Below are 25,269 nucleotides of genomic sequence, written 5' to 3'. Positions count from 1 at the left end.
CCCTTCGCCAGAAAGAGCTTTGAATACCTATGACTGACAACATGATCGGCTGGGAGCAGGACGGCGACGGCGTCGTTGTGCTCACCATGGACGACCCGAACCAGGGCGCCAACACGATGAACGACCTCTACACCTCGTCGATGGCCGCGACCGTCGACCGGCTCGAGGCCGAAAAAGACAGCATCACCGGTGTTGTGCTGACCTCGGCGAAGAAGACCTTCTTCGCCGGCGGCGACCTCAAGGACATGACGTCCGACCGTAAAGGCACGGACAAGGCTGAGCTGGCCACCCAGATCACCAACCACACCAACGGGATGAAGGCGGTGCTGCGCCGGCTCGAGACCCTCGGCAAGCCCGTCGTCGCGGCCATCAACGGTGCCGCACTCGGTGGCGGCCTCGAGATCGCGCTGCACACCCACTACCGCATCGCTGCCGACGTCAAGGGAATCAAGATCGGTCTGCCCGAGGTCACCCTGGGTCTGCTGCCCGGCGGCGGCGGCGTGGTCCGTACGGTTCGTCTCCTCGGCCTCCAGAACGCGTTGATGAATGTGCTGCTGCAGGGCCCGAGTTTCAACGCCACCAAGGCGAAGGAAACCGGTCTCGTGGATGAGGTCGTCGGTTCGGTCGACGAACTGATCCCCGCTGCGAAGGCGTGGATCTCGGCGAATCCCGAAGCGGCACAGCCGTGGGACACAAAGGGCTACAAGATGCCGGGCGGCTCACCGACCAGCCCGTCGCTGGCCCAGATGCTCCCGGCCATGCCCGCCCTCCTGCGCAAGCAGCTCAAGGGTGCCCCGATGCCGGCGCCGCGTGCCATCATGGCTGCCGCCATCGAGGGCGCATACGTCGACGTCGACACGGCGGACATCGTGGAGACGCGCTACTTCGTGTCGCTGGTGACCGGCCAGGTCGCACAGAACATGATCAAGGCGTTCTTCTTCGACCTGCAGGCCATCAACGGTGGCGCATCCCGTCCCGAGGGCTTCGAGAAGTACACCGCCAAGAAGGTCGGTGTCATCGGCGCCGGCATGATGGGTGCGGCCATCGCGTATGTCTCGGCCAAGGCCGGCATCGAGGTCGTCCTCAAGGACATCAACATCGAGGCCGCCGAGAAGGGCAAGAACTACTCGGTCAAGCTGGAGGAGAAGGCTCTCTCGCGTGGAAAGACCACCCAGGAGAAGTCCGACGCGCTGCTCGCCCGCATCACCCCGACCACCGATGCGGCCGACTTCAAGGGTGTCGACCTGGTGATCGAGGCGGCCTTCGAGTCGGTCGAGGTCAAGCACCAGGTGTTCCAGGAGATCGAAGACATCGTCGAGCCCGACGCGGTCCTCGGATCCAACACCTCCACGCTGCCCATCACCAGTCTTGCCGAAGGTGTGAAGCGGTCCGAGGACTTCATCGGAATCCACTTCTTCTCGCCGGTCGACAAGATGCCTCTGGTGGAAATCATCAAGGGCGCCAAGACCTCTGACGCCGTGCTGGCAAAGGTCATCGACTACACCCTGCAGATCCGCAAGACCCCGATCGTCGTCAACGACAGTCGTGGATTCTTCACCTCGCGGGTCATCGGCACCTTCATCAACGAGGCCATCGCGGCTGTCGGCGAAGGCGTGGAGCCCACGTTCATCGAGCAGGCGGGCGCACAGGCCGGTTACCCGGCTCCGCCGCTGCAGCTCATGGACGAGCTCACGCTGACCCTGCCGCAGAAGATCCGCAAGGAGACCGAGAAGGCACTCGCCAACGAGGGCAAGCCGGTTCCCCAGCACGGTTCCAATGCCGTGGTGGACAAGATGGTCGACGACCTCGGTCGTCCCGGACGCTCCGGCGGCAAGGGCTTCTACGAGTACGACGAGAACGGCAAGCGCGTCCGCATCTGGCCGGGTCTGCGTGAGGCGTTCAACTCGGGCACCAAGGAGATCCCCTTCGAGGACATGAAGGAGCGGATGCTCTTCGCCGAGGCCCTCGAGACCGTGAAGTGCTTCGACGAGGGTGTGCTGGAGACCGTGGCCGATGCGAACATCGGCTCGATCTTCGGTATCGGATTCCCCGCCTGGACAGGCGGCGTGATCCAGTACATCAACCAGTACGAGGGTGGCCTGCAGGGCTTCGTCGACCGCGCACGTGATCTGGCGTCGAAGTACGGCAAGCATTTCGAGCCGCCGCAGTCGCTCGTCGACAAGGCAGCCAAGGGCGAGAAGTACTGACGCTCCAAGTGATCGAGGGCTGACCGACAGGTCAGCGACTCAGCTCGTCACGGCCCGGTTCCCGCAAGGGGGCCGGGCCGTTGTCGTACCCGTCGGGGGGTGGCCGGACGGGGGTCAAATCGGGCCGTTTGGGCGTCAACCCGTCGCCGAGTGACCTGCCCCGCATGCGCCGGATGATCCAGGGAATGAAAAACGTTCGGGCCCATAGTGCTTCGCGGGCGATGACCTGGGCTGCGGTCAGCTCGGGACGTGGGGGCAAGGGGGCGCCCCAATCAGGTTCGCCATCAGCAAGATTCAGTGCATACGCGGCTCCGGCCGCAAACCGATCATGACCGAAGGCAGACGCGTGCAACCGGTCGGGTGACCAGGACCTCGGGTCGAGAAGCACTGGGGCGTCGACGAGGTCGACGAGAACGAAGTCGTAGCTGTCGGCGAACTCGCGCATCATCTGATTGACTGCCAGAAGTCGTGACTCGATCCGCCGCGCGATAGGCATAACGGAAATCGGGGTTGTCCTGGGACAGGCGTTCGGCACGCCGGTCGGCCCATCCGCGGTATCCGGTGACATCGTCGCCGTCGCACATTCCTTCGGTCTGGCTGTCGCCGATCGCCGCAAAACGTGAATAACTCAGCGTGACATTTTATGTGGCGACCCCACTCTTTCCAGTGCGCCGCTCCGCGCGCACCGCGTCAAGCTGCACGGTTATAGCTCAGAGTCGGGCATTTCGGGCGGGTTCGAGGTTTATCAACAGGCCTATTTCTGCTACCGAATTGCTCCCGAATTCACCTTGACACCTTTGTAAGGCAAGGGCTACTTTTCGAGTGGCCCAGATCACACCCCGGACTGGGCACGCCGAATGCATTCGCATCCGGCGCACATCCCGTGTAACTCGGAGGGCCTGGCCCGGGCTTGTCAGCCGTGGCCACATGCCGCCGGGAAAGGCATTGAAATGCGCAAGAGAACGAGCCGGATGGCGGCAGCATTTGTCGCGGCGGCGTGTGTCTTTTCCGTCGTCTCCTGTAGCGACGACAGCGGGTCCGACGAAGGCGGCACCACTGCGGCCGCCCCGTCGGAGAGCGGTACCAAGGCGACCGGCACTCCGATCAAGGTCGGATTCCTCAATCCGTCGAACGGTCCGATCACCCAGCCAGGAGTAGAGGTCGGCCAGAAGGCCGCGGTCAAGTACATCAACGAGTCGCTCGGCGGTGTCGACGGCCATCCGATCGAGGTCACCAGTTGCGCGGTCGACGTGTCCGCGCCCGAGTCGACCATCGGTTGCGCCAATCAGCTTGTGCAAGCGGGTGTCTCCGCGGTCATCGACGGCTACGACGCCGCGTCCAGTGCTGCACTTCCCATCCTCAAGTCGGCGAACATCCCACTCGTCGGCCAGATCCCGTTCGATTCGGTGACCGGTTCGTCGGCGGACAACCGCGTCTACTTCGGTCCGCCGCAGGCGTCCTTCCCTGGTGGGCGTGATGCAGTCGCTCAAGGCGCAGGGAAAGAACTCCCTGACGTTGGCCAATGTGGACGTCGCGGCCGCACGGCAGACATTCGAGCGCATCCTGATGCCGCTGGGCCAGCAGCTCGGCCTGGACGTGAAGAGCGTCTACTACTCGCCGACCAACCCGAACTACACCGCACTGGCATCCACGATCAACTCCGGTAACCCCGATGCCGGTGGTCTGATGACGTCGCAGACCGACGCCAACTGCACCAAGCTCGCGCAGTCGCTGAAGTCCGTCGGCTTCAAGAACACCATGTTCCTCGCTGCCTGCACCGAGTTCATCGAGACGATGGGTGCACAGGCTGTCGGTGCCCAGACCTATTCGCCGATCTGGCTCGAGCCGGCAAAGGACTCGGCCCCGGCCGAGATGCAGGAGAACCTGGACATCACCAAGAAGTACGTGGACGAGGCGGGCGACTCCGGTGGTTTCTATGCCTACGGCACCTTCTCGACGTTCGTCGACTTCGCCCGGACGCTGAACACCGCCAAGCCGGCCGAATACACCGGACCGTCGATCCTCGCCGCACTCAAGGGCGTGACCGACTACCAGAGCTGGTTGGGCCCGAAGCTCAGCTGTGGCAAGGCGACCTCGCCGAACTGCACCACCGAGATGTTCGTGTTCGAGGTGGTCGGTGACAAGAAGACCGAGCCCGTCGGCGGCGGACTGACTCAGCCCAACCCGGCTGCACTGCAGGCCATCCCGGGCGCCAGCTAGTCGAACCCGCTCCACCACAGCACAAGCCACTGGGGGGGTGGATCACTCGAGACTCTCGAGTGATCCACCCCCTGGCCTTGATGGCTTGATCACGCGCACATTCGCCTTGTCACGCAGATCCACACAGTGAGGTGGGCAACGACCCATGAGTCAATTCCTTCAATTCGTCGTCCTCGGCCTGGCGGTCGGGTCGGTCTACTCCGTGTTCGCCACATCGCTGGTGGGCATCTATGCAGCCACGGGTGTCATCAACTTCGCGCAGGGTTCCATCGCCCTGTGGGCGGTGTACGTGGTTGCCGCACTGCGCACCGACGGAACGTTTGTCCTCCCGATCGGGAGCATCAGCCTCGGCAGTGAAGACAGTCCGACGCCGATGGTCCTCGCCATCGTGATCGGTGTGGCCTCTGCTGCGCTGTGGGCGCTGATCGCGCACTACCTCATCTTCCGGCCTTTGCGCCGGGCCCCGGTGCTGGCGCAGGTCGTCGCATCGGTCGGCCTCATGCTGTTCCTCCAGGCGCTCGTGGACCTGCGATTCGACACCGAATCGCTGATGGCACTGCCGATCCTGCCGCAGACCACCTTCGAGCTGGCCGGAGCCGTCATCAACCTCAGTGACCTTCTGCTCGCAGTCGTGGCGATAATCATCGCGCTGCTCTTCTGGGCCTACTTCAGTCTGACCACCTTCGGGGTGGCCACCCGCGCCGGCTCCGAAGACGAACTCGCGGCACGACTCGCGGGGTACTCGCCCGACCGGCTCGCCGCCATCGTGTGGGTCATCACCGGTGCGGCCTCAGGTCTCATCGTGGTGCTCGGTGCGTACACCATCGGCTTGGATGCGACGAGCTACACGTTCTACATCATCCCGGCACTGGCCGTCGCACTCGTCGGAAGGCTGACGTCGTTCGGGGTCGCCTGTGTCGCAGGCCTTGTGCTCGGTGCGTTCCAGGCCGTCATCCTGTGGGCCGGCACCCTGGAGTGGTGGCCGACATGGGCGCAGACCGGTGTCGGCGACGCCGTGCCGTTCATCGTCGTGGTGATCGCGCTGTTCCTGCTGGGCGGCAAGATCCCGTCTCGTGGCTCGCTCGGTGAAGCCAAGATGCCCGCGGTCTTCATTCCGAAGATCCGTCCGATCCCTGTTGTGCTGACGATCGGTGCCGTGGTGGCGGCGGTGCTGTTGACCTCCGGCAGTTGGCGTTTCGGAATCGTGACGTCGATGATCCTGTCGCTGATTGCGCTGTCGCTGGTGTTGCTGACCGGCTATCTCGGTCAGATCTCACTGGCGAGCATGGCGTTCGCGGGTTCGGCAGGGTTTGCCCTGTCGAAGGTGACGACGAACTGGGGCGTTCCGTTCCCGCTGAGCATCCTGCTCTCGGCGCTGATCGCCACCGCGCTCGGAGTAGTCGTCGGCGTTCCCGCCCTGCGCATTCGCGGTGCCCAGCTCGCAGTGGTGACGCTGGCCGCGGCGCTGGCGATCCAGAGTTTCGTGTTCAACAACCCGTCGATCACCCCGTTCGAAGGCAACCTGATCTCAGATCCGAAGTTGTTCGGCTGGGACCTGTCGGTGCGCCAAGGTTCGGAACTCACGACCATTGAGTTCTCGATGATGGTCCTCGTGGTGGTGACCGTGCTGACCCTCATCGTGATGCGTTTCATGGCAGGCGCCACCGGACGCGCCTTCCTGGCCGTGCGTTCGAATGAGCGGGCCGCCGCCTCGGTCGGAATCAACGTCGCCGCAACAAAATTGCTCGGCTTCGCCCTCTCGGCATTCCTGGCCGGGGTGGGTGGATGCCTCATCGGATACAGCCGCGGACAGCTGTCGGCGGCGTCGTTCACGGTGATCATCGGGCTGACCCTGTTGGCGATGACCTACGTCGGCGGGATCACGTCGGTGTCGGGTGCCTTCATCGCCGGCATCATCGGCCCCTTGGGCGTGGGATACGTGTTCCTCACCCAGACAATCGATTTCGGTCAGTACTACCAGATTATCGCTGCCGGTAGCCTGCTGCTGATGGCTGTGCTGAACCCCGTCGGCGTCGTCGGAGCCGTCAGGGAGACCGTCGACCACATCAGGGCGAGGACCGGAAAGAACCGGAACAACAACACATCCGGACCGGACACGTCGTCGGTCGCAACATCCGAACCGAAAGCGAGCTCCCATGTCGGCTGAAGCACAAGGCGCACTGCTGCAGGCCCGCAATCTGTCGGTGCGGTACGGCGGCGTCGTCGCCAATGACAACATCACCCTCGAGGTAGGCGCCGGCGAGATCGTCGGACTGATCGGTCCGAACGGCGCAGGCAAGACCACCTTCGTCGACGCCGTCACCGGTTTCACCAAGTCGACCGGCGAGGTGTCGATGGCGGGCGTCCGGATCGACGGACGCCCTCCACACCGGCGGCGGGGGACGGGAATGGCCCGAACCTGGCAGGCGGGTGAGCTGTTCGCCGATCTGACCGTGGCCGAGAACCTTGCGGTCGCGGTGCAGAAACCGGGACTCAAGGCGCTCGTCACCGACGTACTCACCGGCTCCAGGCCGCCGGCCGACACGATCGGCGACGCGCTCGCGATGGTGGGTCTGACCGAGGCCGCCGACAAGCGTCCGAGTGAACTGGCTTTGGGCCAGCAGAAATTGGTCGGTGTGGCCCGGGCGCTCGTCGGAGGCACCAGCATGGTGCTCCTCGACGAGCCGGCCGCAGGTCTGGACACTCATGAGAGTCGTGACTTCGGCGACGAGCTGCGCCGGATCGCCGCCAGCGGAATCGGTGTCCTGCTCATCGATCACGACATGTCACTCGTCCTCGACGTGTGCCATCGCCTGTACGTGCTCGACTTCGGCAAGGTCATCGCTGCGGGTCCTCCTCAAGAGATTCGCGACGACCCCAAGGTCGTGTCGGCATACCTGGGCAGTGCCGAGGTGGAGGCCGAAGTAGAGATCGACGAAAACGGACAGTCCGCGGCTTCGCCTGTACTGCAGAAAGGTACGGCACAGTGACGAATTCATCTGGGACAAATCAATCTGGGACAACTCCCTCAGGCAACGACCCGTCGTTGCCCGGCACTCCCGCGACACGTCCTGCCGGGGCGCATGCAGCGGGATCCGACAAGCGCGCCCCCACAACCGGATCCGGCGATCCGGTTCTGACCATCGAGGGCCTCAACGTCGGATACGGCGGTGTGCCGGCCGTCCGCGATTTCAACGCCAGCCTGCGCGCGGGGAGATACTGGCGCTGCTCGGGCCCAACGGCGCCGGAAAGACCACCACCCTGCTCGCGACGATCGGCGCGCTACCCGTGTTGTCGGGCAAGGTCACCGCACTCGGACAGCCGCTGGACAAACGGGTCGAGCGCAACGCCCGCCGCGGGGTGACGATGGTGCCGGACAACCGTGGTGTGTTCCACAAGCTCACGGTCTCGGACAACCTTCGTTTGTCAAAACGCAAGAACGGTGCCGAGCTGAGTGACGTCTTCGAGTACTTCCCGAAGCTCAAAACCCTCAAAGGTCGTCGCTGCGGCAATCTCTCGGGTGGGGAGCAGCAGATGCTGGCCCTGGCCAAGGCGCTCCTGGCCAGACCGAAGGTGTTGCTCATCGACGAACTCAGCCTGGGACTGTCGCCGATCGCGGTGAAAGATCTGCTGCCACGTCTGCGCACCATCGCCGACGAGCAGGACATGGCGGTGGTCCTGGTGGAGCAACACATCGACCTCGCTCTCGCGATCGCCGACTCAGCGATAGTGCTGCACCATGGCCGGGTTGCACTGTCCGGACCCGCAAGTGACCTCCGCGGACAACGAGACAAGGTGGAGGCGGCATACTTCGGCCGGGTCGACGGCGACGTCGCGGCCACGCACTAGACACCGATTCGGTGGATGCTGCGTCAGATTCGCGTGGAGGAGGGGCAGTGCCGAAGGCGAGCAGCCAGAAGCGTGGTGGATCTCCTGCCGAGCCGAACGCAGCGAAAGCCGCTGCCCGCAGCACTCGGAACCGTCCCACCGACTCCGAGTTGCTAGACGCCGCGCTGTCGGTGATTGCGGACGTCGGCGCCGAACGCGCAACGATGGACATGATCGCCGACCGGGGTGGCACCTCGCGGGTGACCCTGTACGCGCACTTCGGTTCTCGTGACGGGCTCGTGGACGCAGTCATCGACCGGGAGCTGAACGCGCTGACCGCATGGATGTTCGCCGCGTACGACAAGGGTGAAACCATGGCCTACGGTGACCGGGCGAAGTATTCGGTCGAGTCGCTGTTCGAGTACGCGCGGAAACAGCCCGAGGGATTTCGGGTACTGCTCACCAACCGCGCCGACGACAACGTCCCCGGGCGCAGGCTGTTCGCAGCCCTGGAACCGCGGATTGCTCAACGACTCCGCGCCAACTACGCCGAACGAGGGGTGGAGGTGCAGGCCAGCGCCGACACCCTGGCCTCGCTGCTCCTCGGGATGAGCCTGGACGTGGCGTACCGCGCGGTGATCGTGTCCGGCGCGGGAATCGACGCGGCATGCGACCTGGCGGTGACGGCGTCACTCGCGGTACTGCGTTCGGTGGAGGTCCGGCAACTCCATGCGATCGACGAGTCACTCGCAACGCGATGACTCGTCGCGACGAGAACCGACCGTGCCCACCCGCGAAACAGGAACACGTTCTAATCTAAAGCGGTGGACGTGACATATGAAGAGAGCAAAAGGGAACTGCAGACCGACCAAGGGGTGCTGCGGTACCACGAAGCGGGATCGGGTCCGCCGCTGATCCTGCTACACGGTTCGGGACCAGGTGTCACCGGCTGGCGCAACTACCGTGGCAACATCGGCGTCTTCGCCGAGACCCATCATTGCTACGTGCTCGAGTTCCCGGGCTTCGGGGTCAGCGACGCGGTCAAAGGGCACCCCGTGCTCACCGCAGGATCGTCGGTCATCCGGTTCATGGATGCTCTCGGCATCGAATCAGCGCCGGTTATCGGCAATTCCATGGGTGGTGTGGTCGGGGTCAACCTCGCCATCAAGAAGCCCGAGCGGGTCAGCAAGCTCGTGACGATCGGGGGCGTCGGCCCGAACGTCTTCAGCTCCAGTCCCAGCGAAGGACTGCGGTTGTTGCAGGAGTTCACCGACGGGCCCGACCGGGACAAGCTGGTGCGGTGGCTGACCGGTATGGTCTACGACCCCGCGCTCATCACCGACGAACTCATCGAGGAGCGCTGGGAAGCGGCGATCAACCCGGACGCACAGGAGACCGCGCAGATGATGTACGGCTCAGCAGCTTTCGCCATGCAGCAACAGTTCATGGCCGCATCGGACACGCCGCCCTACTGGTCGATGATGCACAAGGTGTCCTGCCCGACCCTGCTCACCTGGGGTCGCGACGATCGGGTGAGTCCGCCGGACATGTCGATGGTGCCCATGCGGCTGATCCCGAACGCCGAACTGCACATTTTTCCCAACTGCGGCCACTGGGTGATGATCGAGGCCAAGAAGGCCTTCGAGGGAGCGGTACTCGACTTCCTGGGTCGGTGAGCCGAGTCGTCGGAAACCGGTCCCCGCTGTTGGGTCAGTGGGCGTCGGGTCCGGCGGTGACCACCTGAAGGGCGATCTCCGCGAGCTTGACGTTGGCATCCTGCGACAGTCGTGCCAGCAGGCGGAAGGCCTCGTCGGGGTCGAGTCCGTACCGTTCCATGATCATGCCCTTGGCCTGACCGATGATGTCGCGGTTGGTGAGGGCGGCACGGATCTGGTCACGTTCGCGGACGGCCGAGAACGCGATCGCGGCGTGCGCGGCGAACAGTGAACCGATCGACACCGACTCGTCGTCGAACGCATTCGGCGTCGAACTGTGCAGATTGAGGGCGCCGAAGTTCTCGTTCTCGATGTAGAGACAGAAGCAGATCATCGATTTGATGCCGAGCTCGTTGGCGCCGGCGGCGAACGCAGGCCAGCGGGAGTCGGTTGCCATGTCGTCGATACGCACGGTTTCTTCGCTGAGTGCCGAGCGGATGCAGGGACCTTCTCCGAGTTCCTGCTGCAATTCGTCCGACTTGCCTGCCAGGTCACCGATCATCACGGGTGTCTGGACATGGCCTTTGCCCGTCACGAGTGTGACACTGGCGTATTCCGCGCCGGGAACCGACTCAACGGCCGACTTTGAGATAGCATGCAAAATGGACTCGGTGTCTTTACTCTCCGACCGCAAAAGCCGCGCCACGTCGGCCATCTGGGCCGACAGGGCGGTGGACGGTGGGTAGATCTGCTGTGACTCCATGTGACCTCATCCTCGCAATGCCGTTTCCCGACGACAGGGAAAGCTTACTTTCCGATGTCAAATTGCCGCGTCTCGACTGACGTGATCATACTGCCCCGTAAATAGCTGCGACGTGGGAATACTTGCCGAGATGACGATGTGAACGGCGACTCTCACAACCGGCCCGGCCGTTGAACAAAGGACACGCTGTCGAGTATGTTGGCGTTCTGGCGCGCGGGGGGATCAACCGAAGGAATTGCATGCAGATCAACACAACCAGCCGTCGCGGCCTCGGCCGACTGACGGTCGCCTTGGCGGGGGCGGCGCTGTGTGTGGGCATCTCTGCGTCCCCCACAGGGGCGGATCCCCTGTGGCCCGGTGGCCCCGAGGTCCCGGGCGTTTCCACGCCCTCGGCCCCCAGCACCACCCCGAGCACCTCGCCCAGCGAAGACCGCCCACTCGGCCGCGCGAACTTCTCCACGCCGTCGCTCGATCCCGCTGACGGTGAGACCGTCGGCGTGGCGCAGCCCGTGGTGATCAGGTTCCAAGACGCCATCGACGACAAGAAGACCGCCGAGAAGGCCATCCGAGTCACCACCAGTCCGGAAGTGGAGGGGTACCTCTACTGGGTGGACCACAAAGAGGTTCGGTGGAAGCCCGAGGGATTCTGGCCCGCCGGCACCGACGTGACTGTCGAAGCCGGTAGTGCCACATCGAAATTCACGATCGGCGAGTCATGGGTGGCCACTGCCGACGACAACACCCACACCATCACCGTGGCCGTCGACGGTGACGTGGTGCGCACGATGCCGATGTCGATGGGGTCGAACGACAACCCGACCCCCAACGGGGTCTACACCGTGGGCGAACGATTCGCCGACATGTACATGGACTCCTCGACCTACGGTGTGCCGGTCGATTCGCCCGACGGCTACCGCACCTACGTCGAATATGCGACGCGCATCTCCAACAGCGGCATCTTCGTGCATGCTGCGCCCTGGTCGGTGGGACAGCAAGGCAACACCAACGTCTCGCACGGCTGCCTCAACGTGAGCACCGAGGACGGCCGCTGGTTCTTCGAGAACGCGCCCAAGGGCGCACCCGTCATCGTGCAGAACACCATCGGCGGAACCGTCGACGCCACCGACGGCCTCACCGACTTCACCACGCCGTAGACACCCGATCTTGGTGGGTTCGGGCGAGTGAACCCGCAGGTCGCGCTCACCGGAACCCACCAAAATCGGGGTGCTGGGGTCACCAGATGCGGACGCGGTCCCCGTCGTCGAGATACAGGGCGTCGTCGGGGCTGACATCGAAGGCGTCGTAGAAGGCGTCGATGTTGCTGATCACCCCGTTGCAGCGGAACTCCGGCGGTGAATGCGGGTCGATCGACAACCGGCGGATCGCCTCGGCCTCACGGGTTTTGGTGCGCCAGACCTGAGCCCACCCGTAGAACACCCGCTGCAGACCGGTCAGTCCGTCGATCACCGGGGCCGGCTTGCCGTCCAACGCGATCTGATACGCCACCAACGAGATCGACAGCCCGCCGAGGTCACCGATGTTCTCGCCGATGGTGAACTCGCCGTTGACCTTGTACTTCTCGTCGAGGCCCTTGGGGGTGAAGGTGCCGTACTGGTCGATGAGTTTGCGTGTGCGGGTACCGAACTCGGCACGATCGTCGTCGGTCCACCAGTCGACCAGGTTGCCGTCGCCGTCGTACTTGGCACCTTGATCGTCGAACCCGTGCCCGATCTCGTGACCGATGACTGCGCCGATGCCGCCGTAATTCGCCGCATCGTCGGCCTCGGGATCGAAGAACGGCGGTTGCAAGATTGCCGCGGGGAAGACGATCTCGTTCATGCCGGGGTTGTAGTAGGCGTTGACCGTCTGCGGGGTCATGAACCACTCGTCGTGGTCCACCGGGGCGCCGATCTTCGCGAACTCCCGGTCTTCTTCGTAGCGCTTGCGCGAGCGATGTTGCCGAACAGGTCGTCGCGTTCGATGCGTAGCGATGAGTAGTCGCGCCAGGTCGCCGGATAACCGATCTTCGGGGTGAACTTCTCGAGCTTGACCAGTGCCTTCTCGCGGGTCTGCGGGCTCATCCAGTCGAGGTCGCTGATGTTACGGCGATACGCCTTGACGAGGTTGTCGATCAAGACGTCCATCCGGGCCTTGGCCTCGGGCGGGAAGTGCTTGGCCACATACAGTTTCCCGACGGCGAAGCCCAGGCACTGCTCCACCAGCCCGACCCCGCGCTTCCAGCGGTCGCGGATCACCTCCGAACCGGTCAGGGTCTTGCCGAAGAAGGCGAAGTTCTCGGCGACGAACTCGTCGGACAGGTACGGCGATGCCGAATGCAAAAGACGCCACTGCGCCCAGGTCTTCCACTCGTCGAGGTCGCGGTCTGCCCACAACGCCGCCACACCTTCGACGAAGGTCGGCTGCCCGACCACTACTTCGCCGAATGTGGTCGCAGGTTCGGTGTGCAGCCCCGAGATCCAGGATTCGACGTCGAAGCCTGCTGCCTGGTCGGTCAATTCGGCAAAGGAGCGCAGGTTGTAGGACAGGTCGGCGTCGCGGCGACGAACCACGTCCCAGTGCTGCGCGGCAATGGCCGTCTCCAGATCCACAACCGTTGCCGCACGCGCTGCCGCGTCGTCGAAGCCGGCGAGTGCAAACATCTTCTCCACGTGTGCGCGATAGGCGGCCACGGTCTCGGCGTGGTTGTCTTCGCGGTAGTAGGACTCGTCGGGCAGACCGATCCCGGACTGCGTGATGTGGATCAAGTACCGATCGGACTGCTTGGCGTCGGTGTCGACGTAATACCCGAAGAGCCCGCCGATGCCACGGCGTTGCTGCGCACCGACGAGTCGGGCCAGCTCGGTACGGTCCGCGGCAGCGGCCAGATCGTCGAGGTCGCCGCGAATCGGCGAGATGCCCACTTCGTTGATGCGGGACTCGTCCATGAAACTGGCGAACAGGTCGCCGATCTTCTGGGCGTCACTCCCCGGCGCTGGATCGTTCTCCGCGCATTCGGTGATCAGGTCGCGGACGTTCTCTTCGGCGCGGTCGCGGAGCACATGGAACGCGCCGTCGACGGGACGGTCGTCGGGGATGACGTGCTCGCGCAACCATGCCCCGTTGACGTGCTCGAACAGGTCATCCTGCGGACGCACCGATTCATCGACCCAGCTGAGGTCGATCCCGGACCTGGGGTCCGACGCGTCGGCGGTGATGGAGGGGGTATCGGTGGAAGAAGTCACCAGACCATCCTGGCACTAGAGCCGGTTTTCGTCAGCCGACGGCCGGTGCGGCATCCTGATGGGCGTTGAGCAGCAGGTGATCGAATCTCTGGCGCGCTGTGTCGTCGATGGTGACCTCGCCGGAGGCAGCGGCGACGATGTTCTGGGCCAGGGTTCGCAGTTTTGTGTTCGTCTGCTGTGAGCGCCAGGTCAGGACGTCGAAAGCCCGGTCGGCCGGGATGCCGTAGACCAGCATCAACATGCCCTTCGCCTGCTCGATCACGGCCCGCGATGCTGCGAAGTTCTTGACCGCCGCGTCCATCGTCTCTTTGAGCTCGCTGTCGTGGCCGTCGGAGAGGTCGACGTAGAAGCCCTCGGTGCCGGTCACGGCGCCCGACTCGTCCAGCATCTGGTCTCCGATGACCAGCACGTGCCGAACCCGTCCGTCGCGGTCGATGATCCGGTGACGGCTGCTAAAGGGCCGTCCGTCCCGGACCAGGCCGTCGATGGCCTGGGCAACCCGCTCGCGGTCGTCGGGATGTTTGTGGTCGAGCAGGAATTGCGTGGTCGGATTCACCTCGCCGGGACGGTACCCGTGAATCGCGGCGACCTCATCGGACCACTCCCAACGCCGTTCCCTCGCGTAGAAGCGGAAACTTCCCACTGTGTGTGGGGTGCCACCCAGGACGTGCTCGATGGACTGGCCATCGGTGGGATTGTTTTCCATGTAGAACCTCCTCGGCCAACGTGCGGACAGAGTTGTAGAACCGTCGCGCTGTGGTGCAGGTTGGCGGCTAGCTGAGGCCCACTATCTGGAGCTAAAGATTTTTAGCATGAAGATGCGATCCATCGCCACACGCCCCGCGGACGAGTCGCAACGGCGGACGCACGCCCGCTCACCGCCTGTGATGTCCGTGTGTGGACCAGTTGAGAGCCAGTCGGCCGATGTCGGGCCTACTACATGCCCGCCAGGGGGTAAAGAGTTGCGAGCGGGCTAACTGTATCTCGTCCTGCCCGATGTCGGCGGGGCTACTGTGACGCAGTGTTCACGACGACCCTGGTGCGACGGCTTGCGGTGGATCTGTGCCGCGTCAGCGCCCAGAGCTGTTGTCGGTAGCCAGGTTCGAGCGCGGTTGCGGCTGGTCGGCCGTCGCCGGAGCGCGTTCTCCCGTCCCTCTTGATCGATTCTCCCGGCGCGGCCCCCGGCCGTCTCGGGGACCGATCGTCTTCCGCTCGATACGAGCCTCCATGTCACCAGGGGTTTTGCAGTGTCAGTAGTGCCAGCCATCTCCGAACCGACCGATCAGGACGGCGACCGGGCCATCACTCCGGCATCGTCACCCCGTGGGCGGCGCAGCTCGAAGGTGTTGTCGCGCATCAGCTTGCCGGTCCTGTCGCTGATCATCTTCGTCGGGTTGTGGCAGCTCGTGGTGAGCCTGAAGATCTGGAACGAGACCCTCGTTCCGGCCCCGAGCGCGGTGTGGGATGCCTTCGTCCAGACCTCGACGACCAACGACGGGGTGCGGGGCTACGCCGGCAAATACCTGTACGAGCACCTCCTGATCAGCCTCGAACGAATCGCATACGGCACCGTGATCGGCATCGCCGTCGGTATCGCCTTCGGCTTGCTGATGGGTACGTTCGGCAAGGTCCGCGCGGTCTTCGAACCGTGGATCACGTTCCTGCGCACCCTGCCACCGTTGGCCTACTTCTCCCTGCTCATCATCTGGCTGGGCATCAACGAAGAACCCAAGATCACCTTGCTGGCCATCGCTGCGTTCCCTCCCGTGGCCGTCGCCACCACATCCGCGGTGCTGGCAGCACCACAAAGTCTCACCGAAGCAGCAAAAGCGCTGGGCGGCAGCAAGTTCGACGTGATCAAGGATGTGGTGGTGCCGTCGGCACTGCCGGAGACCTTCACCGGGATCCGCCTCGCTGTCGGTGTCGCCTACTCATCGTTGGTCGCGGCCGAGTTGGTCAACGGTCTGCCGGGCATCGGCGGGATGGTGCGAGATGCCGCCAATTACAACAACACTCCGGTGGTGCTGGTGGGCATCGTCGCCATCGGTACCTCGGGGCTCATCATCGACGGTCTGCTGCAACTCATCGAGCGCAAGACCGTGCCCTGGCGTGGTCGCGCCTGACCAACGCCGCCTGAACTCCATACAGCAAGTCCCACAGAGAGAAAGAACCCGAACGAACATGAGTGATACAGCCCTGCCCGGACGCCTGCGTCGACGATGGACAACCGTGGTCGCCGCGCTCGCGGCTCTGACCCTGACGCTCGGCCTCGCCGCCTGCTCCGACGACAGCGACAGCGGCAAGGCCATCACCATCGGATATCAGGCCTTCCCCAGCGGCGACCTCATCGTGAAGAACCAGAAGTGGCTCGAGCAAGCGCTGCCCGACCACACCATCAAGTGGACGAAGTTCGAGTCCGGAGCCACCATCAACCAGGCGTTCATCGGCAACTCGATCGACATCGGCGCAATCGGGTCGAGCCCGGTGGCCCGCGGACTATCCGGCGCCTCACCGATCGGCTACAAGGTTGCGTTCGTCCTGGATGTCGCCGGTGACAACGAGGCGCTCGTCGCCCGCAACGGCACGAACATCAACAGCGTCGCCGATCTGCGTGGTAAGACCATCGGAACTGCGCTCGCGTCCACAGCTCACTACAGTCTGCTGGTCGCACTCGAGCAGGCCGGTCTCAAAGCGAGCGACGTCAAGATCGTCGACCTGCAGCCCCAGGCGATCCTGGCGGCATGGGAACGCGGCGACATCGACGCCGCCTACACCTGGCTGCCGACGCTCGACGAGCTGCGCAAGACCGGCAAAGATCTCGTCACCAGCCGGGCCATCGGTGAATCAGGCAATCCCACACTGGATCTCGGCGTGGTGTCGAACAAACTGATCGAGAGCGACCCGGAAGCGGTCAACGCATGGCGCAAGGTGCAGGCCCGCGCTCTCGAGCTCATCAAGTCCGATCCCGCCGCAGCGGCCGGGTTCATCGCACCCGAACTGGGGATAAGCGCAGATGAGGCACTCGGCCAGCTGAAGCAGGGTGTGTACCTGACCCCGGAATCGATCGCGTCACCGCAGTGGCTCGGCACCCCGGGGTCTGTCGGCAACCTCGCCAACAACCTGCTCAGTGCCGCAGAGTTCCTGGTGGAGCAGAAGCAGATCGACAAGGCGCCCACCCTCGAGCAACTGCAGCAGGCGATCTACGTCGAAGGTTTGCCCGGTGCCTTCGCACAGTAACGCCTCGACGTCGGGTGCGATCCGGCTCGACAACGTCTCGCACCGCTACGGCAAGGGTTCGGACACCGTCACCGCGGTCGGTCCGGTCTCCCTCGATGTCCCGGCCGGGGAGTTCCTCGTCCTGGTCGGGGCCTCGGGGTGTGGCAAAAGCACGCTTCTGCGGCTGATCGCGGGATTCGAGAGGCCCACCGACGGTCGCGTCGACGTGCTCGGCCGCGCACCCACCCCGGGTGACTCGGCGGGAGTCGTGTTCCAGCAACCGCGCCTCTTTCCCTGGCGGACCGTCGGCGGCAACATCGACCTGGCGCTGAGATACGCCGGTGTCGCCAAATCGGACCGGCCCGGCCGACGGGACCAACTACTTGAACGAGTCGGTCTGGAAGGCACCGCCGATCGGCGGATCTGGGAGATCTCGGGCGGACAACAACAGCGGGTGGCCATCGCCCGCGCGCTGGCCGCCGAGAACCCGCTGTTCCTTCTCGATGAGCCGTTCGCCGCGCTCGACGCTCTCACGCGGGAGCGATTGCAAGAAGACGTGCGTGCGGTGAGCACCGAAACCGGCCGAACCTCGGTGTTCGTCACCCACAGTGCCGAGGAAGCAGTGTTCCTTGGATCCCGGATCGTGGTCTTGACCAGGCGTCCGGGCCGGATAGCACTCGACATCGAGGTCGATCTACCGCGACGCGACGTCGATGCCGAAGCACTCAGGAGTTCGTCCGAATACAACGCATTGAGGTCGGAAGTCAGTCACGCGGTGAAGGCTGCGGCTGCTGTGTAGATTGGCTCGCTTCGCTCGCGGGCGGACGGCCTGTGTCGCGTGCTCTTCCTTCGTCGACTCGGTCGCTATGCTCCCTCGCTCCTCGGTCCAGAGCACGCGGGCCGTCCGCCGGGCGGGCTGAGGCGGTGTGCATTCTCTAGGAAGTTGTTTTGCTGGCGCACGGCTTTGTGCCTCGCGCCCGTGTTCAAACACGGGCGTGAGGCACAAACAGGTGCGGGAGTAGGTGGGGGAGAGACATTCAGGCCATTGTTTGCTGTCCTCCACCAAAATCGACCCCGAGACCTTGCGTCGAGGGCGTATTCCCGTCCGCTCTGCTTGTTGGCTCGCTTCGCTCGCGGGCGGACGGCCTGGGTCGCGTGCTCTTCCTTCGTCGACTCGGTTGCTGCGCTCCCTCGCTCCTCTGTCCAGAGCACGCGGGCCGTCCGCCGGGCGGGGTGAGGGCGGTGTGCGTCCTTGAGGGATCGTCGCTCGCCGACGCACGGCTTTGTGCCTCACGCCCGTGTTCAAACACGGGCGGGAGGCACAAACAGGTGCGGGAGTAGGTGGGGGAAGAAACATTCGGGCTGTTGTTGCTGTTCTCCACCAAGATCGTCCCCGAGGCCTTGCATCGAGGGCATATTCCCGTTCGTGCACGTTGACGGGGGCGTTTGTGGTGGGTTTTCAGGGATGCTCGCCCTGTCGAACCGGTTGCGCTCCGCCCGCGGGCGGTGCGAACCTCCAGGTCACCGACCCAAGGCGGTGTGCATCTCCCAGATCAGGACCTCGGCGTCGGTGGTGGCGGTGAGTCTCTCGCCGCCCCCATCGGTGATCCGGACTGCGTCGCCGGCGTGCGCCTGGCCGGTGGATTCGAGATCCACAGACCCCGACGCCACGAAGACGTGGCCCCACGGCAGGTCCGGCAAGGTGATCGATTGGCCGGCCGAGAGCCGGGCCACGTGCAGGGCAGCCGAGCGGTTCGCGATCCGGATCGCCGAGTCGTACTTCGGCATACCCGACGCCACGGTGACGAGCCCGCCCGACTGCAACTGATCGCCGATGTCGAGTTGGTCGTAGCCGGGCTCGATGCCGGCCTCGTCGGGTAGCACCCACATCTGCACGAAGTGCACGGGGTCGACTCCGGTTCCCTGGTGCAGTTGCCAGGTGTCGTTGCGTTCGGAATGCCGGATACCGGTGCCCGCACTCATCCGCTGGGCGAGCCCCGGATAGATGACGCCGGAATGGCCCATCGAGTCCTGATGCACCAGCGACCCCGACAGCACCCACGTGACGATTTCCATGTCCCGATGAGGATGGGTGTCGAAGCCCTGCTGCGGGGCGACGCGGTCGTCGTTGCTGACCAACAGCACACCGTGATGTGTGTTGGCCGGGTCGTAGTTGTCGCCGAAGGAAAAGCTGTGCCTCGAATCGAGCCAGTCGATGCGGGTGGTGGGTCGGTCGTCAGCGCGGACCAGTTGATGGAGACTCACCCCATCCATCTTCCGCCTGCTCGGTCGTCGTCGCAAAAATGGACGAATAGGGCCGAAAAGCAGCTGATTTAAGGGTAGTTACTCGATTGTGACGGTCTCGTAAGCAAGTCGGAAACTACATTGGTGCCATTTACCCTGTTACAGGAGTGAAAATTGTGACTATGCGTCGTTCCCCCGGCCGTTCCGCGGCCATTGCAGTTCTTGCGCTCGTCTGCGCGCTTGCCGCCACGTCGTGTGGCGCCTTCGGCAAGGAACTCGACACCGGCGCCGCGGCGATGCTGAACCAGTTCGCCGCCGCGATGGAAGACCAGGATTCGACGGCTGCGGCCGGGTTCACATCGGCGCCGGGGCCGGCCGGCACCGCGCTGCAGGCCACCCTCACGGGGATGTCGGCACAGAAGGTCGATGTGAAGGTGGGGCATGCCCAGGAGTACACCGACGGCACGGCGACCTTCGACCTCGAGACCACCTGGCAACTCGGCAACGAGCGCGAGTTCACCACGAAGACGGCCGGCTCGGCGCGCAAGCTGTCCCTCGGCTGGAGGGTGAACTGGCAACCCGAATTACTCGCCGACGACATGCCCGCAGGGGGAAGTCTCCGGAACATCCGCACCGACGCACGGCCCTCGCCGGTGGTACTCGACCGCTCCGGCAAGCCGATGCTGAACCTGCAGACGATCAACGAGATCGTTATCGACCCCGGCGCCACCCGCGATCTGGGGGCAGCAACCACGGCGCTTGCCGGGATCATTGCCCCGCTCGCGCCACTGGTCACCCCGGCCGTGATGACCCAGCAGCTCCGCGATTCGGGTAATCAGCCCGTCACCGTCGTATCCGTACGCGAGTCGGACATGGTGGCGCTGGCCGGCGACCCGAAGTCGGTGCCCGGAGTGTCGATCCGGAAGGTGCCGCAGCTGGTCCTGATCGACCGGCGACTCGATTCGCCGGTACTCGACGGCGTCCACGACTACTGGCAGGCCATCCGCGACGCCACATCCGGGTGGGCGGTCCAGATGCTGGCGCCCGGCCAGAAGCCGTTGCAGCTCGCCGGTGAGCAGGGGCCAGCCGGTCCGAACGTGCCCACCACCATCGACCCGATCACCCAGTTGGACGCCCTAGACGCCGTCGTCGAGGTCGCGCAACCGGCAAGCATCCTGGTGCTCGACGCCAAGACCGGAGCGATCCGTGCGTCCACGCGCAACGACCTTGCCACCGAACACGGCATCACCATCGGCAGGCAGTATCCGGCAGGCACAACGTTGGGCCCGGCCGCCAAGGTCATCAACGAGGTTGCCGGATCCGATGATTCGAAGGCGGCCGCATTGCTGGCCCAACTCGGCCTCGACGTGGACTTCACCATTCCCGGTGTCCGGCCCGAGGGCGGAGGTCAGGGCATCGACGCAAAACCGGTGACGTTCCGTTCCGAGGACCTCACCGTGTCCGCGCTGAACATGGCGACGCTCGGGGTGGCGATAGCCCGCGGCAGTTCGATCGCCCCGTCCATCATCGTGGGACAACCGGGTCGGGTCTCCGGGGGAGAGCTCGGGACCGTGGATCCTGCGGTGCTCGGCACGGTCGGCAAGGCCATGCGCGACACCGCCACCACGGGTGATGCCAGCGACCTGACGAATGCCTCCGGGATGCGAGCGCTCGTGGGCACCAACGGCCCGCAGGGTCCGGGCTGGTTTGTCGGCATCTCGGGCAGCAAGGTCTTTGTCGTCTACTGCGAGGGCGAGCGGTCGGGTACCGCGGCACTTGCTGTGGCGCAACGCTTCCTGACACCCCGGGTTCATCCGCAGTAGTCCCGGACCGCTCAGCGGGTCCTGGCCAGGGCGTCCGCCTGGCGGCGCGCCTCGCGGCGGTCCTTGATCACCGGAGCGCTCTCCTTGATCGACAGCAGGCACACCAGACTCACCGCCATCAAGGCTGCGGCGTAGAAGCCGACCGGGATCACGCTGCCCGATGCGCTCACCAGTCGGTTGGCGATCATCGGAGCGAAACCGCCGCCCAGCACCGCCCCGACCTGGAAGCCGATGCCGATCCCGCTGTAGCGCTGGCTCACCGGGAAGAGCTCGGCAAACGTGGTGAGGATTGGTCCATAGACGAATCCGGTCAACGCGAACCCGATCGAGATGACCGTGATGCATGCGGTGAACGACCCGTTCTCGGTGACCCAGAAGAGGTACGGCGCGAACAACAGTGCGGTGACCATGCCGAACCCGATCACGGGTTTGCGTCCGATCCGGTCGGACAGATAGCTGCCCAGTACGACGGTTGCGGCGTGGCACGCAAGGGCGACGGTGATTCCGAGGACAACCTCTGAGCGGACGAAGCCACGGCCGGGGGATGACTCGGTCAGGAACGAGAGCATGAACGTGAACAGCAGAAACGCGTAGCAGTTCTGGCCGATGTTCATACCCGCCGCGAGTCCCACGCGCTTCCAGTTCTCCTTGACAACCGCGAGCGCCTTGGGGGCGTCGACGTCTTCTTCGGAGGTGGTCGCCACGAAATCGGGTGTCTCGCTGATCTTCACCCGGGTCCAGATCCCGATCGCGAGCACCAGGCCGCCGGCCAGGAACGGGATCCGCCAGCCCCACGCGATCACATCTTCCATGGGGAGCAGCAGGACGAGCGCGAACGACAGGTTGGCCAGGATTCCGCCGACCGGCGAGCCCAGCGTGACAAAGGCGCCATAGAGTCCTCGGCGCTCGCGGGGTGCGTGTTCGGCGGCGAGCAGGGTTGCCCCGCCGATCTCGCCGCCTCGTGAGATGCCGTGCACCATGCGCAGGAATATCAGGATGATGGGTGCGGCCACACCGATGGCGTTGCTGTCGGGCAGGATGCCCATCACCAGAGTTGCCCCTCCCATCAGGAGAAATGCAGTGGTCAGTGCGGTTCGCCGGCCGAATCTGTCACCGTAGTACCCGAAGATCACCGCGCCGATCGGGGCCATGATGAACCCGACCGCGAACGTGGCGAAGCCGAGGAACGTGCCGAACCACGGGTCGTCGACGTTGAAATACACCTTGTTGAACACCAGTGCGGTGGCGGTGCCGTAGATGGCGAAGTCGTAGAACTCCAGGATGGTTCCGGCGCCGGAGGCCACCCCGATGCGAGTGGCTCCTTCGCGGCGGTCTTCGCCGGCTTGTGCGACTGGATGATTTGTGGCCACCATGTCTATGCTCCTCGTGACTGATGAAAAATGCCGGGTCTGGCGAACGTGCCAGGGTCCGGGTCTGGCGGATGGATCGATGATGCGCGCATCGCGGCGCGCTGCGAATAGGGAAAAGCCTTACTGCGCAGCCACCTTGGCTGCAGGGTTGGTCATCGCGGCGTCGGGCCATCAGGACAGCGTCGAGCGCAACGCCGGGCAGACGCTGTCCTGAGAGTTGCTGTGCGCTCGACTAAGTCGCGGGAACGAGGTCCCCGTAGCGCGGGAGTTCACCCAAAGCGTCGAGGATGCGGGCGAACTCGGCGGTCCGGCGGGCCTGGTACTCGTCGACGGTGAGCGGGTCAAAAGTATAGAATCCCTGCCCGTCGGAGATACCTCGACGACCGGATGCCATGTTCGACTCGACGAGTTCGGCAGGCGAAAATCGTTCGCCCAGTTCACCTCTCAAATAGTTCGACGCGTGGTACAAGATGTCGCACCCACCCCAGTCGATGAACTCGAGTAGCCCCAGAACCGAGAAGCGGGCGCCGAAACCGATTCGGACCGCACGGTCGATGTCTTCGGCACTGGCAACACCTTCGGCCACCATCCTGGCCGCCTCGTTCATCACCAGCGCCTGCAGGCGCGGCACGATGTAGCCAGGCGAAGGCGAGCAGGTCACCGGGGTCTTGCCGATGGCGATCAACAGTTCCCGCGTGGCCTCGACCGCCAGCTCGCTCGTGTGGACGCCGGCGCTGATCTCCACCAGGGGGATGAGGTCGGCGGGATTGAGCCAGTGTGCGTTCAGGAACCGCTCTGGGTGGGAGACGAACTCGTAGAGGTCGGTCACGAGGAAGCTCGACGTCGTGGAGGCGATCGGTACATCGTCTTCGACGGTGTTCTCGATCCACGACAGGGCAACGCGTTTGACCTCCATGATCTCCGGGACGGCCTCGAACACCAGCTGGGCAGAAGACATCGCGGTCAGGGCGTCCGGTGCCGACACGACCGTGACCCGATCGAGCACTTCTTCCAGGTCTGTGGGGTGCAAGAGCCCGAGGATGACCTTTCGCTCCAGCATGGAGCGGATCGACGCCTCCACCGCCTGCAGGTACGACCCTGTGCCGTCGCCGCGGTCGCGGAGGTCCACGACGGACACCGCGACGTGCCCGAACGCGAGTGCCGCCGCGATTCCCTGGCCCATGCGCCCGGCGCCCACTATCGCGACATTCGAAATGGTCACCGAGAGAATCCGTTCCGCAGGAAGTCCGACATCGAGTCGCGATCGAGGTCGGACAGGCCGAGCGCGTCGAGTGTGCGGCCACCGGTACCGGTGGCGCGTCCGGTGATCGCACCCGCGAGGGCGAGCAGGCCGTCGGCGACCGGTGTGGGCACCGATGCCCAGTGGCCGACCGACGACAGCAGCGCCAGCCCGATCTCCACGTCTTCGGTCATGTAGCGGTGCGTGTGCAAATCGATCTTCTCGCGCCAATCGCCACTGTCCGTGAGCTTTTCGTGTGCCGCATTCCCGTACATCCACTCGTCGCCGTCGGCCGAGTAGTGGTCCGCGAGAGGGAAATGTGGGGCCGCGTAACCCAGGGCCCGTCGTACGGCGATGCGCTCTGCATCCAGTGCGGATGTGACCCTGCGGATCGAATCCTGAGTGCCCTCGTTGTGGATGTCCCAGGCCGGGAAATGTTCCAATGGGCCAGCATTCATGAGGATCAGCGGGGGGTGGATGATCGGCCCGGCATTCATGAGCGCTCCGCTGAGTGCGTCCTCGACTCGTTCCACCGAAGGGTAGACCTCGGCCAAGGTGGCAAGTGCCCGGTCGGTGTGGCGTGCCGGGAACACCCCGGTGGGTAGACGGGTGGCATACCCGCTCACGACCACCCTGGACTCGCCGTACTTGCGGGCAAGGTAGGGGAGCGTACCGGTCTCCGCGAAGGCAACATCGGCCGCATTCCCCGAATCATGCAGTGCGCGAGCAAAAATGAGCGAACCGAAGCTACCTGGCGGCAGGTACACGACCTGCCCGTCCTGCAGATGTGGGGCAAGGGCGGTGGCGAGATCATCATGTGCGAAAGCGGGTATCGGGATGACGATCACATCAGCCGCGGCGACTGCATCACGGAGATCGGCAGTCACCGATATGCCGCCACCGTCGACCGGGATCCGGCGTTCTCCGCGATGGTCTTTGATATCGAGGTGACCCACCGACGTGAGGGCGTCGAAAGCACTCTGCTCCCGGCGCCACCACGTCACATGGTGATCGTTCTCGGTCAGTTCTGCAGCCGCGGCATAGGCGCCGTGGCCACCACCGATGACACAAACCTTCATACCCGTTCCTCGTCTCTCATCGTGCCGCTTGCGCGGCTCCAATTACGATGCGAGAAAACTACAATCGCGACCCGCCGGCGTCTCGGCTCCGGCGTCGACTGAAAAATTTTGCTCTCATGTTGCACGATTGTGCTGTGACCGACGACATCGATGATCAGATCGTGCATGCGCTGCAGGTTGCGCCGCGCGCACCGTGGGGAGCCGTCGGGGACGTACTCGGAATCAGTGCGGCAACCGCCTCGCGGCGGTGGGACCGCCTGGTGGAGAACGGGCTCGCATGGATCGTGACGTACCCGGGGGTGCGTACCTCGACAAGTGCTGCAGCGCATTTGTGGAAGTACACACCGCGGCGCGCCCGAAAGGCCTACTCGACGAATTGATC

20 protein-coding genes and 3 pseudogenes are annotated in these 25,269 nt (G+C 64.5%); 15 read left to right on the top strand and 8 right to left on the bottom strand.

Annotation, left to right across the window (positions count from 1 at the left end):
* Positions 1–29: 29 nt before the first annotated feature.
* Entirely contained in the window at positions 30–2,207 is a 2,178-nt protein-coding gene (locus MVA47_RS25970) for a 3-hydroxyacyl-CoA dehydrogenase NAD-binding domain-containing protein (protein ID WP_247210447.1), read from the top strand.
* A gap of 31 nt (positions 2,208–2,238) precedes the next feature.
* Here MVA47_RS25970 and MVA47_RS25965 read toward each other — a convergent pair whose 3' ends face one another.
* Complete coding sequence (locus MVA47_RS25965; protein WP_308280611.1) at positions 2,239–2,703, bottom strand: hypothetical protein; 465 nt, start codon at positions 2,701–2,703, stop codon at positions 2,239–2,241.
* Between the two features lie 361 nt (positions 2,704–3,064).
* Between MVA47_RS25965 and MVA47_RS27145 the strand changes: the two are divergent.
* The 7 genes and pseudogenes from MVA47_RS27145 to MVA47_RS25935 all read left to right on the top strand — a co-directional run.
* A pseudogene (locus MVA47_RS27145) lies at positions 3,065–3,595 on the top strand (ABC transporter substrate-binding protein); the annotation flags it as partial.
* Positions 3,596–3,683: 88 nt separating this feature from the next.
* The gene (locus tag MVA47_RS27140) at positions 3,684–4,427 is read left to right on the top strand and encodes an ABC transporter substrate-binding protein (protein WP_308280610.1); all 744 of its coding nucleotides are present in this window, start codon (positions 3,684–3,686) and stop codon (positions 4,425–4,427) included.
* Positions 4,428–4,572: 145 nt separating this feature from the next.
* The gene (locus MVA47_RS25955; protein ID WP_247210446.1) at positions 4,573–6,594 is read left to right on the top strand and encodes an ABC transporter permease; all 2,022 of its coding nucleotides are present in this window, start codon (positions 4,573–4,575) and stop codon (positions 6,592–6,594) included.
* Positions 6,584–7,417, top strand: a complete 834-nt coding sequence (locus tag MVA47_RS25950; RefSeq protein ID WP_247210445.1) for an ABC transporter ATP-binding protein — start codon at positions 6,584–6,586, stop codon at positions 7,415–7,417. The genes MVA47_RS25955 and MVA47_RS25950 overlap by 11 nt, the downstream gene beginning before the upstream one ends.
* Before the next feature lie 146 nt (positions 7,418–7,563).
* Positions 7,564–8,276 (top strand): annotated as a pseudogene (locus MVA47_RS25945) (ABC transporter ATP-binding protein).
* 47 nt (positions 8,277–8,323) lie between these two features.
* Entirely contained in the window at positions 8,324–9,016 is a 693-nt protein-coding gene (locus MVA47_RS25940) for a TetR/AcrR family transcriptional regulator (protein WP_374474333.1), read from the top strand.
* 63 nt (positions 9,017–9,079) lie between these two features.
* The gene (locus MVA47_RS25935) at positions 9,080–9,931 is read left to right on the top strand and encodes an alpha/beta fold hydrolase (RefSeq protein ID WP_247210444.1); all 852 of its coding nucleotides are present in this window, start codon (positions 9,080–9,082) and stop codon (positions 9,929–9,931) included.
* A gap of 34 nt (positions 9,932–9,965) precedes the next feature.
* On the opposite strand, the gene MVA47_RS25930 is transcribed toward MVA47_RS25935, so the two are convergent.
* Entirely contained in the window at positions 9,966–10,673 is a 708-nt protein-coding gene (locus tag MVA47_RS25930) for a GAF and ANTAR domain-containing protein (RefSeq protein WP_247210443.1), read from the bottom strand.
* A 239-nt stretch (positions 10,674–10,912) separates the two neighbouring features.
* Here MVA47_RS25930 and MVA47_RS25925 point away from each other — a divergent pair, with 239 nt between their 5' ends.
* A complete protein-coding gene (locus MVA47_RS25925; protein ID WP_247210442.1) occupies positions 10,913–11,827 on the top strand; it encodes a L,D-transpeptidase in 915 nt (304 codons plus the stop codon).
* Positions 11,828–11,906: 79 nt separating this feature from the next.
* Here the strand turns inward: MVA47_RS25925 and MVA47_RS25920 are convergent.
* Positions 11,907–13,888: pseudogene (locus tag MVA47_RS25920) on the bottom strand (M13 family metallopeptidase).
* Between the two features lie 58 nt (positions 13,889–13,946).
* Positions 13,947–14,621, bottom strand: coding sequence for a PAS and ANTAR domain-containing protein (locus tag MVA47_RS25915; protein ID WP_247210441.1), 675 nt, complete (start codon positions 14,619–14,621; stop codon positions 13,947–13,949).
* Between the two features lie 541 nt (positions 14,622–15,162).
* Here MVA47_RS25915 and MVA47_RS25910 point away from each other — a divergent pair.
* The 3 genes from MVA47_RS25910 to MVA47_RS25900 are packed head-to-tail and all read left to right on the top strand — an operon-like array spanning position 15,163 to position 17,930.
* A complete protein-coding gene (locus tag MVA47_RS25910; RefSeq protein ID WP_374474330.1) occupies positions 15,163–16,038 on the top strand; it encodes an ABC transporter permease in 876 nt (291 codons plus the stop codon).
* Between the two features lie 58 nt (positions 16,039–16,096).
* The gene (locus tag MVA47_RS25905; protein ID WP_247210440.1) at positions 16,097–17,152 is read left to right on the top strand and encodes an ABC transporter substrate-binding protein; all 1,056 of its coding nucleotides are present in this window, start codon (positions 16,097–16,099) and stop codon (positions 17,150–17,152) included.
* Positions 17,136–17,930: an ABC transporter ATP-binding protein gene (locus MVA47_RS25900; protein WP_247210439.1), complete on the top strand. Its 795-nt coding sequence runs from the start codon at positions 17,136–17,138 to the stop codon at positions 17,928–17,930. Before MVA47_RS25905 ends, MVA47_RS25900 begins: the two co-directional genes overlap by 17 nt.
* A gap of 722 nt (positions 17,931–18,652) precedes the next feature.
* On the opposite strand, the gene MVA47_RS25895 is transcribed toward MVA47_RS25900, so the two are convergent.
* Positions 18,653–19,396 carry a pirin family protein gene (locus MVA47_RS25895; protein ID WP_374474327.1) on the bottom strand — a complete coding sequence of 248 codons (744 nt, stop codon included), beginning with the start codon at positions 19,394–19,396 and terminating at the stop codon, positions 18,653–18,655.
* A gap of 161 nt (positions 19,397–19,557) precedes the next feature.
* Between MVA47_RS25895 and MVA47_RS25890 the strand changes: the two genes are divergently transcribed.
* On the top strand, positions 19,558–21,198 hold the full coding sequence (locus MVA47_RS25890) for an NTF2-like N-terminal transpeptidase domain-containing protein (protein ID WP_247210437.1): 1,641 nt from the start codon (positions 19,558–19,560) through the stop codon (positions 21,196–21,198).
* An 11-nt stretch (positions 21,199–21,209) separates the two neighbouring features.
* Here the strand turns inward: MVA47_RS25890 and MVA47_RS25885 are convergent, their stop codons facing one another.
* The gene (locus tag MVA47_RS25885; RefSeq protein WP_247210436.1) at positions 21,210–22,571 is read right to left on the bottom strand and encodes an MFS transporter; all 1,362 of its coding nucleotides are present in this window, start codon (positions 22,569–22,571) and stop codon (positions 21,210–21,212) included.
* A 79-nt stretch (positions 22,572–22,650) separates the two neighbouring features.
* On the opposite strand from MVA47_RS25885, the gene MVA47_RS26855 reads away from it, so the two are divergent.
* Complete coding sequence (locus MVA47_RS26855) at positions 22,651–22,782, top strand: hypothetical protein (RefSeq protein ID WP_281504883.1); 132 nt, start codon at positions 22,651–22,653, stop codon at positions 22,780–22,782.
* An 18-nt stretch (positions 22,783–22,800) separates the two neighbouring features.
* Here MVA47_RS26855 and MVA47_RS25880 read toward each other — a convergent pair whose 3' ends face one another.
* Both MVA47_RS25880 and MVA47_RS25875 read right to left on the bottom strand, forming a co-directional pair.
* Positions 22,801–23,790 (bottom strand): 3-hydroxybutyryl-CoA dehydrogenase, encoded by a 990-nt coding sequence (locus MVA47_RS25880; protein WP_247210435.1) that lies wholly within the window; start codon positions 23,788–23,790, stop codon positions 22,801–22,803.
* Complete coding sequence (locus tag MVA47_RS25875; protein WP_247210434.1) at positions 23,787–24,887, bottom strand: NAD/NADP-dependent octopine/nopaline dehydrogenase family protein; 1,101 nt, start codon at positions 24,885–24,887, stop codon at positions 23,787–23,789. Before MVA47_RS25875 ends, MVA47_RS25880 begins: the two co-directional genes overlap by 4 nt.
* 134 nt (positions 24,888–25,021) lie before the next feature.
* Here MVA47_RS25875 and MVA47_RS25870 point away from each other — a divergent pair, with 134 nt between their 5' ends.
* Positions 25,022–25,267 (top strand): AsnC family protein, encoded by a 246-nt coding sequence (locus MVA47_RS25870; protein ID WP_247210433.1) that lies wholly within the window; start codon positions 25,022–25,024, stop codon positions 25,265–25,267.
* Positions 25,268–25,269 lie beyond the last annotated feature (2 nt).

This window comes from Williamsia sp. DF01-3 (assembly GCF_023051145.1).
Classification (GTDB): domain Bacteria; phylum Actinomycetota; class Actinomycetes; order Mycobacteriales; family Mycobacteriaceae; genus Williamsia.
Note: the sequence above shows the minus strand (reverse complement) of the source record. Positions and strands in the feature narration are given on the sequence as shown.

Excerpts from the sequence above, each read along its gene's own strand:
- MVA47_RS26855 (WP_281504883.1), top strand. The coding sequence starts at position 22,651 with ATGCGCGCATCGCGGCGCGCTGCGAATAGGGAAAAGCCTTACTGCGCA.
- MVA47_RS25925 (WP_247210442.1), top strand. The coding sequence starts at position 10,913 with ATGCAGATCAACACAACCAGCCGTCGCGGCCTCGGCCGACTGACGGTC.
- MVA47_RS27140 (WP_308280610.1), top strand. The coding sequence starts at position 3,684 with ATGCAGTCGCTCAAGGCGCAGGGAAAGAACTCCCTGACGTTGGCCAAT.
- MVA47_RS25915 (WP_247210441.1), bottom strand. The coding sequence starts at position 14,621 with ATGGAAAACAATCCCACCGATGGCCAGTCCATCGAGCACGTCCTGGGT.
- MVA47_RS25890 (WP_247210437.1), top strand. The coding sequence starts at position 19,558 with ATGCGTCGTTCCCCCGGCCGTTCCGCGGCCATTGCAGTTCTTGCGCTC.
- MVA47_RS25970 (WP_247210447.1), top strand. The coding sequence starts at position 30 with ATGACTGACAACATGATCGGCTGGGAGCAGGACGGCGACGGCGTCGTT.
- MVA47_RS25885 (WP_247210436.1), bottom strand. The coding sequence starts at position 22,571 with ATGGTGGCCACAAATCATCCAGTCGCACAAGCCGGCGAAGACCGCCGC.
- MVA47_RS25905 (WP_247210440.1), top strand. The coding sequence starts at position 16,097 with ATGAGTGATACAGCCCTGCCCGGACGCCTGCGTCGACGATGGACAACC.
- MVA47_RS25965 (WP_308280611.1), bottom strand. The coding sequence starts at position 2,703 with ATGCCTATCGCGCGGCGGATCGAGTCACGACTTCTGGCAGTCAATCAG.
- MVA47_RS25930 (WP_247210443.1), bottom strand. The coding sequence starts at position 10,673 with ATGGAGTCACAGCAGATCTACCCACCGTCCACCGCCCTGTCGGCCCAG.
- MVA47_RS25950 (WP_247210445.1), top strand. The coding sequence starts at position 6,584 with ATGTCGGCTGAAGCACAAGGCGCACTGCTGCAGGCCCGCAATCTGTCG.
- MVA47_RS25955 (WP_247210446.1), top strand. The coding sequence starts at position 4,573 with ATGAGTCAATTCCTTCAATTCGTCGTCCTCGGCCTGGCGGTCGGGTCG.
- MVA47_RS25875 (WP_247210434.1), bottom strand. The coding sequence starts at position 24,887 with ATGAAGGTTTGTGTCATCGGTGGTGGCCACGGCGCCTATGCCGCGGCT.